Source organism: Archangium sp., assembly GCF_036389735.1.
In the GTDB taxonomy this organism is placed as follows: domain Bacteria; phylum Myxococcota; class Myxococcia; order Myxococcales; family Myxococcaceae; genus Archangium.
Genome location: NZ_DASVWK010000504.1, coordinates 1 through 9274, shown reverse-complemented (window position 1 = coordinate 9274; position 9274 = coordinate 1). Strand labels below are relative to the sequence as shown.

Sequence of the window (9274 nt, the reverse complement as noted above, 5' to 3'; positions counted from 1 at the left end):
GATCAGGGCCCGGGCGCCGGAGTGGGCCTGGGCGCCCAGAGCCGCCCCAACTCGAGCGGCTCGGCATCGAAGGGCTCGGCGCGGACCACCTCCTCGCCCCCGTGTCGGGCCACGAGTTGCCAGCCCTGCTCCCCACGCCGGTAGACCTCGAGCGTGTGCGCTCTCGGGTCCACCAACCACGCGTGGCTCACGCCTTCCTGATGGTAGAGGGACAGCTTGCGTCCCCGGTCCAACCCCGCCGTGGGGGGAGACAGCACCTCGCACACCCAGTCGGGCGCCAGGTCGAAGAACGGTTCATCGCGCTCGAACAACCCGGGTGCACGCTCCTGACGCCAGCCCGCCAGATCCGGCACCAGCACCTGCCGGCCCAAGTGCAGCTCCGGCTCGTCGATGAGCCACCAACCGCCCTGCCCTCCTTGCCCCACACCGAAGCGGCTTCCGAGCCTCGCCCCGAGGACCGAAGCCACCCACCCATGCCACGACGCCGGCCGTGGAGAGGCCCACAGCTCGTCGTCGATGATCTCCCCCACCCACCCAGGCGGTAGCGCCTCGATGTCCTCATAGGTGGCTGGACGCTTTCCCCTTCCCATCTCCGCTCCTCCCGCGGGCCTTCAGGCCTGACCTCTCCCATCCTACCGGAAGGTCTGACACCGGAGGTAGGGTCACTTCCCAAGCGATTGGGGCGTCGGCGGGGCGAGCATGGCGGTCGTGTAGCACTGCCCCTGGTACTCGTAGAGGTCCTCCGGGCACGGGGCCTTGAGCATGTGAGGCACCCAGCAGCCCCGGTTGATCTCCACCTCGCTCCGAGGCGTGCAGGGAGGACGCTTCTGCCCCTTGTAGGGCTTGCGCGGAAAGGGGTGGGCGATGGTGGGGAGCCCCCCGTCCTCGGTTTCCCTCAACGAATTGCCCGTGAAAGGCACCCCGGTGTCCGTTGGCCCCTCGTGGTTCATGGGCGCTGGCGCGACGCTCGCAACGGGCTCCGGACCGCTCGGCGATTGGGACACGAGGGAATGGCGGCCCAGGGCGCAGGCCAGGGCGAACACCGCGGCGGCTCCCGCCAGCGCCCCCAGGCCCAGGTGCCACCGGGGGCGGGGCTCGTCGGAGGCGGAGGAGGCGTGGACCATGCGCCCCACGGTCGCGTGCACATCCTCCAGGGTGGACACCATCGACTCCACCGATTGCCTGTCGGGGGCCACGGACCTCGGGGTCTGCTCCACCTCCATGGCGTCGTAGCCAGACGAGTCCGAGGAGATGACGCGGACCCGCATGTCGCTCGGCGGCTCCGTCCTCTCCTCCTCGGCGGCGGGCTTGCGCACCAGGGCCGGCGCCCCGCTCGTCTCGTGCGTGGCCCGGTAGAACTCCCCCTGGCTGTAGTCGTCCTGCGGCACCTGCTCCTGGAGCTGTTAGGGCCCCACCTGTTCCGCCTCGTCCCCGCTCGACTCGGACTTCTTCCGCTCGTCCATGCGTGCTCCTCGCTGGCCTCCCCGCGCGCCCGAGGCCTGCCCCCCTTGTCTGCACCGAGCGGGTCCCCTACTCCAGGAGCTACACGGTGCCTCCGGGGCGTCCTACTCCGCGGGTGGCCGAGAAGGTGTCCTATTGCCGGACGGTTGCAAGGTGCCGATATGTGTCGTGGGTGGGCCTGATGGGTGCTGGGAGCCAGTCTGTCCGGCTCGAAGCCCGACGCCGCCGTGCTGCCGCGCGAGGTTCCGTGCAGTCTGGCACTGGCCACAAGAAGGGGGCTGACGCGGGCGTTCTCTCGCAGTACGGTCTCGAACGTGGTCGGATACGCGCTGGAGGCGCGGTGTGGACAGGAAGGCGTTCGAAGAACTGAGGGATCTGCCCGGAAAGAAGATCCGGAAGGACATCCGCCTGAGTCGGAAGAAGGACCTATTACCCAATCTCACGGCGGACAACATCACCATTGAGAACGAGTTGGGTATCGATGTGGTGATGAACATCAACTACAACGAGGAGGTCGGTTCCAAGACCATTAATGTGGTCTTGAAAGGCAGGGGACCGATCTGCCGCTTGGACGTTGATGGGCCAGCTCACCGACCAGCCGGGCGCTCCCATAAGCACTCGCTTCAGACGCCTCGCTGCCCGGACCGTAACCTTCCGGACAACGTCCTTGACCGACCGGATTTGGCCGGCAAGCCGCTGGGCGAGTTGTTCGCTATTTTTTGCGAGATGGCTCGTATCGAATACGAAGGGACCTTTGAATCGCCGGATGAACTGACTGAGAGTAGCCCATGATGCCCGAGATGACGCTTGAGCAACTCAACGAGGCCATGAGGCACTACCCCCTTATTCGGGGAGTGGATCGTGTCCCCAAGGGACACCTGCGCATTGAGACAGGGTTTTTGTACCCTGATGGCACCCCAATCGAGGTGTTCTTGGTGAAAGATAGGGAAGTCCCCGTCTTTTCATTCTCAAAGTTGTCCGATCTGGGCCAAACCACGGCATACCTCCTGAACTTGTCCGTGCGTCCGTGGGTGTCGGCAAAACGGCGAGCTTTCCTTGAGGACACACTGCATACGCACCGTGTCGAGTCGAACGGCGGAGCATTTGAAGTCCCTGTGTCGCGGTTCGACGAAATACCTGATGCGATCATCCGACTCGCGCAGGCGTGTCTACGCGCAAGCGACCTTATATTCACACGCCGCGTGTCGCTCCTAAGCCCCTTCGAGGATCAGTTCGAAGAGTTCCTTGGCGACGCGGAACTGACCTACGAGCCTCGCGCGGCGCTCTCGCTTCCAGACAACCGAACCGTCGAAGTCGATTTCTTGGTTCGCGGCAAGCGCACTGATAGTGCGGTCCTCACGCTTTCATCGAGCACCCCTTCGGCTGCGCATACTGTCGCCAATGAGGTCTTCACGAAATGGTATGACATTGCCGCAGCCGAACGGCCTGAAAATCGCGTTACGGTTTTTGATGATAGCCGAGATGTGTACAGGCCCTCTGATCTTGAGCGAATCGCTAAATTCTCTGATGTTCTCCCATTTTCTGAGCGTCGTCAGGTGATCGAGTTTCTAAAGGCCGCTTGAGTCGGGACGATGTAAATGAGCATGCCTGCCCGGAGAGCGTGTCAAAGAATTCGAGTGACGTGACGCGACCCGAGAGGGTGTCAAAGAACTTGAGCGACGCGACCCGGCACGACACGCGGCGGGAAGGAGTAGAGAGGAAAGCTCGCGGTGAAGTCCCCCCACCTCCACCGAGTTGCCGCCTCTCGGAACGCCGCGACGAAAGCCCGGTACTGTTCGCGCAACTCCCTCAGCGCTTGGCGCGTGGAGGCATGCCCCAACGGCCGCGGGCTGCGCTTGAGATGCTCGGGCCGGGTATGCGGGGGCTGGGCCCTCACGGCTCGCGCCCGCGCGGCAGGTACTGCATGAAACCGGCGAGCGCCGCCCCCCGGGCCCACACCAGCAGGTGGAAGTGATTGGAGGCGAAGGTGAAGGCATGCAGCCGTACGTTGCCGGCGCTCTGCTGGACGGCTCGCGCCAGTACGCCGCCCACCACCTCGTTCACCTCCGCGCTGGGACGCAGCAACAGCCTCCCTTGGAAGCACCTGGACTTGACGAAGTAGTACCCCTCCTCCTGGAACATCCTCAGCGGCCAGCCCATCCCCATCCCCTGCGTGCGATCCGCCAGGCCGTATGCACCCTGTGAGCCAGTTCCAAGTCCTCGGAAAGACTTGAAGCGCGGTCGGTTACCCGTCCACGCCGAGCCTCGTTCTCGCTCGCTTCCCTCGTTTCGAGCCCGTTGACACCGTCTGTGGGCTCGTCGCACGCGGGCTCGTCGCACGCGGGCTCGTCGCACGCGGGCATCGGCCGGCTCGAGGCCGGGAAGACTCAGTGCCGTCGGACCTGTCAAAGAAGTCGAGCCAACTCCGGGAAGATCAGGGCCCGGGCGCCGGAGTGGGCCTGGGCGCCCAGAGCCGCCCCAACTCGAGCGGCTCGGCATCGAAGGGCTCGGCGCGGACCGCCTCCTCGCCTCCGTGTCGGGCCACGAGTTGCCAGCCCTGCGCCCCACGCCGATACACCTCCAGCGTGTGCGCTCTGGGGTCCACCAACCACGCGTGGCTCACGCCTTCCTGATGATAGAGGGTCAGCTTCCTCCCCCGGTCCAATCTGGCCGTCGAGGGCGACAGCACCTCACAGACCCAGTCGGGCGCCAGGTCGAAGAAGGGCACCTCCCGCTCGAGCAGTCCGGGTGCACGCTCCTGACGCCAGCCCGCCAGATCCGGCACCAGCACCTGCCGGCCGAAGTGCAGCTCCTGCTCGTGAATGAGCCACCAACCCCCCGGCCCTCCTTGCCCCACTCCGAAGCGGCTTCCGAGCCTCATGCCGAGGACCGAGGCCACCCACCCGTGCCACGACGCAGGCCGTGGAGAGGCCCACAGCTCATCGTCGATGATCTCCCCCACCCACCCCGGCGGTAGCGCCTCGATGTCCTCATAGGTGGCTGGACGCTTTCCCCTTCCCATCTCCGCTCCTCCCGCGGGCCTTCAGGCCTGACCTCTCCCATCCTACAGGAAGGTCTGACAGCGGAGGTAGGGTCACTGCCCGAGCGATTGGGGCGTCGGCGGGGCGAGCATGGCGGTCGTGTAGCACTTGCCCTGGTACTCGTAGAGGTCCTCCGGGCACGGGGCCTTGAGCTCGTGAGGCACCCAGCAGCCACCGTTGATCTCCACCTCGCTCCGAGGCGTGCAGGGAGGACGTTTCTGTCCCTTGTAGGGTTTGCGCGGAAAGGGGTGGGCGATGGCGGGGAGCCCCCCGTCCTCGGATTCCCTCAACGAATTGCCCGTGAAGGGCACTCCGGTGTCCATTGGCACCTCGTGGCTCATGGGCGCTGGCGCGGCGCTCGCCACGGGCTCCGGACCACTCGGCGGTTGGGACACGGGGACATGACGGCCCAGCATGAAGCCCAGGGCGCACAGCGCGACGGCCCCCGGCAGCGCCAGGCCCAGGTGTCGCCGAGGGCGGGGCTCGTCGGAGGCGGAGGAGGCATGCGCCATGCGATCCACGGCCTTGTGCACATCCTCCAAGGTGGACACCATCGACTCCACCGATTGCCTGTCGGGGGCCACGGACCTCGGGGTCTGCTCCACCTCCATGGCGTCGTAGCCAGACGAGTCCGAGGAGATGATGCGGACCCCCACGTCGCTCAGCGGCTCCGTCCCCTCCTCCTCCTTGGCGACGTGCTTGAGCACCAGGGCCGGCGCCCCGCTCGTCTCGTGCGTGGCCCGGTAGAGCGCCCCCTGGCTGTAGTCGTCCTGCGGCACCTGCTCCTCGAGCTGGTAGGGCCCCACCTGCTCCACGTCCTCCCCGCTCGACTCGGACTTCTTCCGCTCGTCCATGCATGCTCCTCTCTGGCCTCCCGCCCGCCCGAGGCCCGGCGCCCTTGTCTGCACCGAGCCGGGCCCCTACTCCAGGAGCTACACGGTGCTTCCAGGGCGTCCTACTCCTCAGGTGGCCGAGAGATCCCGTCTCGGTCCTCCAGGGCTCCCACATTCACCCCGCGGTGATCTTCTTCGATCTCCACGTCCAGCTCAGCGTTGCTCTTTCTCTCCCCCGAGCCCAAGGACCCGCCACAACCAGGCGCCCAGCCAGAGCGAACAGGCCACCGCCAGCGCGGCCACCCACGCGTACGCCGGCCCGAAGAAGAGGATGAGCGCCCCTTGCGCATCCCGCCTGCCGCCCGAGAGGAATTGGAAAGCCGCCAGCCCCAGGACGCCAAGCGCCGCGAGGCAGCCTCCCCAGGCTGCCGTGCGCCCTCCCTTCGTGGTCGCGCGGCGTGCCAGCAGCGCGAAGATCCCAGGCGCGGACGCCGCCCACAGCACGAACATCACACGCGACAGCATGCTGTCTCCATGGTGACACCTCCAGGCCCAAACGGGCCCAGGCGAACGTGTAAGCACCCGAGAGGGCTCCGGTCGAGTCCCGCGTTTCGAGTCCTTTGACACCCTCTCGGGTAGACACCCTCTCGGGTATAAGGCGGATCGAAACGTTCGAGACCCTCGATATGCTCTCCGATCCCGGAACGCCGACCCTTGACCAGCTGCGCGTATTCCTGACGGTGGTGGAGGTGGGCAGTTTCGCCGGGGCGGCGCGCCAGTTGGGGCGGGCGACGTCGGTCATCAGCTATTCGATCTCCAACCTGGAGGCGCAGCTCGGCGTTTCACTCTTCGACCGCGAGTCGACCCGGAAGCCGCAGCTGACGGAGGCGGGGCGTACGGTGCTGGCGGAGGCGCGCACCGTCGCCAATGGCGTCGATGGGCTGCGCGCCAAGGTGAAGGGCCTTCTCCAGGGCCTGGAGGCGGAGATCCGCGTCGCGCTCGACGTGATGCTGCCGGCGTCGCGCGTGGTCGACGCGCTCAAGTCCTTCCGGGCGGAGTTTCCAACGGTGTCGCTGCACCTGCACGTCGAGGCGCTCGGCGCGGTGACGCAGCGGGTGCTCGACCGCGCGGCCACGCTCGGCGTCAGCGGACCGCTCAACGCGGGGCTCGATGGGATCGAGCGTATCGGGATCGGCGGTGTCGAGCTGATACCGGTCGCGGCGCCCGAGCACCCGCTGGCGCTGGCGGGGCGGAATCCACCCGGTGCCGGACGTGATCATGTTCAACTCGTGCTGACGGACCGCTCGCCGCTCACGCAAGGCAAGGAGATGGCGGTCCTCGCCACCCGGACGTGGCGGCTGGCCGATCTCGGCTCCAAGCACATGCTGCTGAGGGAAGGCATTGGCTGGGGCAACATGCCCGTGCCGATGGTGCGCGAGGACCTCGAATCCGGACGCCTCGTCCACCTCGACATGCCCGATTGCAAGGGAGGGACCTACAGCTTCGACGCCATCCACCGGACGGACACCCCGCCGGGGCCGGCCGCCTCCTGGCTCATCTCCCGCTTCCAGGGTCAGGTTTCGAAGTAGGGGGCTCCAGGAACATGCCGATTTTCTCGAACGTTTCGAACCATCTTATGCCAGTTTCGTCGTAATGACAGACGCTGTACTTCTTCCTCATCAAGCCAACCCGAGGTTGATGGAGGAAGTTCCCCATGCGCAAGACCCTGTTCGTTGCCCTGCTTTCGCTTTCCCTCAGTGCCTGTGGTGGAGACACCACGGACCTCTCCACTCCGGACCTGATGGGCACGCAGGAGGACGGTGTGGTGACGCTCCAGACGGCGACCTTCGACGCGACGTACAAGGCGCCCCGCTGCTCCGAGACGGGCCCGAACTGTGACTCGGGCTCGCTGCTCAACGGTCGCTCCGACTCGGTCCCCGAGGTGAACAGGCCCAATACGCTCAACGCGAGCTGCGCGGACGGCACCTGGAGTGGTTACTTCGCGAAGCGGGCCATCGAACACCTCACGGTGAGCACCACGGACGGGTCGAACCTGGCCGCGGGCAAAACGGTGAAGCTCGAGGCGACCGTGTATGCCTACTCCCTCGTGCAGGACAAGCTGGACCTGTACTACACGGCGAGCGTCGAGAGCCCTTCGTGGACGTACCTCGGCACGTACAGCCCGAGCCGCAGCGGTCTCAACACCCTCTCGGCCACGTACACCCTGCCCGCGGGCGGCGTGCAGGCCGTGCGCGCGAACTTCCGCTTCGTCGACTCCACCAACACCCACAGCCCCGCGTCCGTCTGCAGCAGCGGCAATTACGACGACCACGACGATCTGCTCTTCACGGTGCAGCCTCCGGCTGCCTTCCACTGACACACCCGGCACGCAGCCATGAAGTAGACTCGCCTCGCGCCATGACCAGGTACGCGACCATTGATGACTACATCGCGTCCTTTCCCGAGGACGTCCAGGCCATCCTCGGGAAGGTTCGGCAGTCGATCAGGAACGTCCTGCCCGCCGCCGACGAAAAGATCAAGTACGGGATGCCCGCGCTCATGATCGATGGCCGGCACGCGGTGTACTTCGCGGCCTGGAAGCGCCACATCGGCCTCTACCCCATCTACCGCTCGGACGACCCCATCGAGGAAGAGCTCGCCCCCTATCGGGACGCCAAGGACACCGTCAAATTCCCGTTGGACAAGCCGATCCCGTACGACCTCATCGAGCGGATCGTCGCCGTCCTCGTGAAGCGGCGAGAGTAGCCCTGCGCGACGTGGTGGAAGCACGCCGCCGCGAGCCTAGCGAGGAGCGGGTGAGTGCTCTGCTCCAGGCCCGGGTGGAGGGCGAGGCACTCACCGACCCGGAGCTGATGTCCGTCCTCGTCCTGCTGCTGGTGGCCGGGTTCGAGACGACCGTGGCGCCTGCGCGCCGACCCCTCCCTGGTGCCCTCCTTCATCGAGGAGGTGCTGCGCTACGAGTCACCGGCGCAGTCCACCTTCCGGCTGACCCTGGAGGAAGTGAAGCTGGGTGGAGTGACGCTGCCCCGGCACTCCGTGCTCATCCTGCTCCTGGGCTCCGCCTGCCGGGACGAGGCGTACGTCCCCGACGCGGAGCGCTTCCTGCTGGGGCGCGAGCAGCGGGGCAACCTGCCCTTCGGCCATGGTGCCCTGAGCCCCCTGGTGGCCAGTCCTATGGCCCGAGCACGTTCCTGGTGACGACGAAGGTTTAGAACTGACCGGCGCGGGCCTCATCGAAGGACACCCGGTGCTTCATGTAGAGGGTGTCCAGCATGTGGTTGCTGATGGGGTTGAGGTTGCCGTCCGTGAAGCGGTGGACCACGGCCCCCTTGCCCGCGTCCTTCAGGAAGTCGAGCGGATCCACGCTGCCCCCCAGGCCCGTGAGCGTGGGCACCGGGTCCGCGTTGTTGACGTAGTGCACGTACTGGGGGCCATCCGGGTACTTCGTCGAGGCCGCGCCGAACGTCTCCACCTTGAGGTGGCTCATCAACTGCTCGACCTGGGCCTTGGACAGCCCGTCCTCCAGGCGCAGCCGATTCTGCACGTCGAAGAGGGCCCGCGCGGTGATGAGGCCACCCTGGCTGTAGCCCATCAGGTGCACGTCCCGGCCAGCCTTCAGCTCCGAGTAGACGGTGTCCGCCAGCGTGTCCACGGCGGGGTTGGTGCCCTTGTCCAGCTTGTCCGTCACGCACTGGGCCAGGTCCGTCACCAGGCCCTGGGTGGCGTTGTGGATGCCCACCACCTTGGCGCCCGAGGTGTTGGCGATGGACTCCATCTCCTTCAGCTGCCCGTCCATCGGCGTCATGATGCCGTTGACGTAGAGGATGGTCTCCGAGGGGTTCGGGTTCTTCTTCGGGGTGACGCCCGGGATCTGCCCCAGCGGGGTGCCCGGCGGGAACGTCTGGCCCTGGGTGCCCA

The 9274-nt window shown here is 66.5% G+C and carries 13 protein-coding genes; 6 read left to right on the top strand and 7 right to left on the bottom strand.

All coding sequences use genetic code 11. The features are described from left to right. Positions 1-2: 2 nt before the first annotated feature. Positions 3-590, bottom strand: a complete 588-nt coding sequence (locus VF794_RS17725; RefSeq protein ID WP_331111932.1) for a Uma2 family endonuclease — start codon at positions 588-590, stop codon at positions 3-5. A gap of 72 nt (positions 591-662) precedes the next feature. Beyond that, positions 663-1388 carry a hypothetical protein gene (locus tag VF794_RS17720; protein ID WP_331111930.1) on the bottom strand — a complete coding sequence of 242 codons (726 nt, stop codon included), beginning with the start codon at positions 1386-1388 and terminating at the stop codon, positions 663-665. A gap of 415 nt (positions 1389-1803) precedes the next feature. Here VF794_RS17720 and VF794_RS17715 point away from each other — a divergent pair, with 415 nt between their 5' ends. Further along, positions 1804-2253 carry a hypothetical protein gene (locus VF794_RS17715; protein ID WP_331111928.1) on the top strand — a complete coding sequence of 150 codons (450 nt, stop codon included), beginning with the start codon at positions 1804-1806 and terminating at the stop codon, positions 2251-2253. Beyond that, a complete protein-coding gene (locus VF794_RS17710; RefSeq protein WP_331111926.1) occupies positions 2250-3044 on the top strand; it encodes a DUF1828 domain-containing protein in 795 nt (264 codons plus the stop codon). The genes VF794_RS17715 and VF794_RS17710 overlap by 4 nt, the downstream gene beginning before the upstream one ends. A gap of 310 nt (positions 3045-3354) precedes the next feature. Here VF794_RS17710 and VF794_RS17705 read toward each other — a convergent pair whose 3' ends face one another. The 4 genes from VF794_RS17705 to VF794_RS17690 form a co-directional block, all read right to left on the bottom strand. Then, the gene (locus VF794_RS17705) at positions 3355-3621 is read right to left on the bottom strand and encodes a hypothetical protein (protein WP_331111924.1); all 267 of its coding nucleotides are present in this window, start codon (positions 3619-3621) and stop codon (positions 3355-3357) included. A 274-nt stretch (positions 3622-3895) separates the two neighbouring features. Beyond that, positions 3896-4483 carry a Uma2 family endonuclease gene (locus VF794_RS17700; RefSeq protein WP_331111922.1) on the bottom strand — a complete coding sequence of 196 codons (588 nt, stop codon included), beginning with the start codon at positions 4481-4483 and terminating at the stop codon, positions 3896-3898. 72 nt (positions 4484-4555) lie between these two features. Beyond that, entirely contained in the window at positions 4556-5356 is an 801-nt protein-coding gene (locus tag VF794_RS17695; RefSeq protein ID WP_331111920.1) for a hypothetical protein, read from the bottom strand. Between the two features lie 192 nt (positions 5357-5548). Further along, on the bottom strand, positions 5549-5860 hold the full coding sequence (locus VF794_RS17690; protein ID WP_331111918.1) for a hypothetical protein: 312 nt from the start codon (positions 5858-5860) through the stop codon (positions 5549-5551). Between the two features lie 161 nt (positions 5861-6021). On the opposite strand from VF794_RS17690, the gene VF794_RS17685 reads away from it, so the two are divergent. The 4 genes from VF794_RS17685 (at position 6022) to VF794_RS17670 (ending at position 8554) form a co-directional block, all read left to right on the top strand. Next, positions 6022-6924 carry a LysR family transcriptional regulator gene (locus VF794_RS17685; RefSeq protein WP_331111916.1) on the top strand — a complete coding sequence of 301 codons (903 nt, stop codon included), beginning with the start codon at positions 6022-6024 and terminating at the stop codon, positions 6922-6924. Positions 6925-7049: 125 nt separating this feature from the next. Beyond that, a complete protein-coding gene (locus VF794_RS17680) occupies positions 7050-7712 on the top strand; it encodes a hypothetical protein (protein ID WP_331111914.1) in 663 nt (220 codons plus the stop codon). Between the two features lie 41 nt (positions 7713-7753). Beyond that, entirely contained in the window at positions 7754-8101 is a 348-nt protein-coding gene (locus tag VF794_RS17675; RefSeq protein ID WP_331111912.1) for an iron chaperone, read from the top strand. A gap of 159 nt (positions 8102-8260) precedes the next feature. Continuing rightward, positions 8261-8554, top strand: a complete 294-nt coding sequence (locus VF794_RS17670; RefSeq protein ID WP_331111934.1) for a cytochrome P450 — start codon at positions 8261-8263, stop codon at positions 8552-8554. Between the two features lie 10 nt (positions 8555-8564). On the opposite strand, the gene VF794_RS17665 is transcribed toward VF794_RS17670, so the two are convergent. After that, positions 8565-9274 (bottom strand): hypothetical protein (locus VF794_RS17665; RefSeq protein WP_331111910.1); only part of this gene is annotated, 710 nt, incomplete at its 5' end.

What these genes read in the sequence shown, in the direction of transcription:
- VF794_RS17725 (WP_331111932.1), bottom strand. Translation starts at nt 590, where the DNA reads ATGGGAAGGGGAAAGCGTCCAGCCACCTATGAGGACATCGAGGCGCTA.
- VF794_RS17710 (WP_331111926.1), top strand. Translation starts at nt 2,250, where the DNA reads ATGATGCCCGAGATGACGCTTGAGCAACTCAACGAGGCCATGAGGCAC.
- VF794_RS17705 (WP_331111924.1), bottom strand. Translation starts at nt 3,621, where the DNA reads ATGGGCTGGCCGCTGAGGATGTTCCAGGAGGAGGGGTACTACTTCGTC.
- VF794_RS17700 (WP_331111922.1), bottom strand. Translation starts at nt 4,483, where the DNA reads ATGGGAAGGGGAAAGCGTCCAGCCACCTATGAGGACATCGAGGCGCTA.
- VF794_RS17695 (WP_331111920.1), bottom strand. Translation starts at nt 5,356, where the DNA reads ATGGACGAGCGGAAGAAGTCCGAGTCGAGCGGGGAGGACGTGGAGCAG.
- VF794_RS17690 (WP_331111918.1), bottom strand. Translation starts at nt 5,860, where the DNA reads ATGCTGTCGCGTGTGATGTTCGTGCTGTGGGCGGCGTCCGCGCCTGGG.
- VF794_RS17685 (WP_331111916.1), top strand. Translation starts at nt 6,022, where the DNA reads ATGCTCTCCGATCCCGGAACGCCGACCCTTGACCAGCTGCGCGTATTC.
- VF794_RS17680 (WP_331111914.1), top strand. Translation starts at nt 7,050, where the DNA reads ATGCGCAAGACCCTGTTCGTTGCCCTGCTTTCGCTTTCCCTCAGTGCC.
- VF794_RS17675 (WP_331111912.1), top strand. Translation starts at nt 7,754, where the DNA reads ATGACCAGGTACGCGACCATTGATGACTACATCGCGTCCTTTCCCGAG.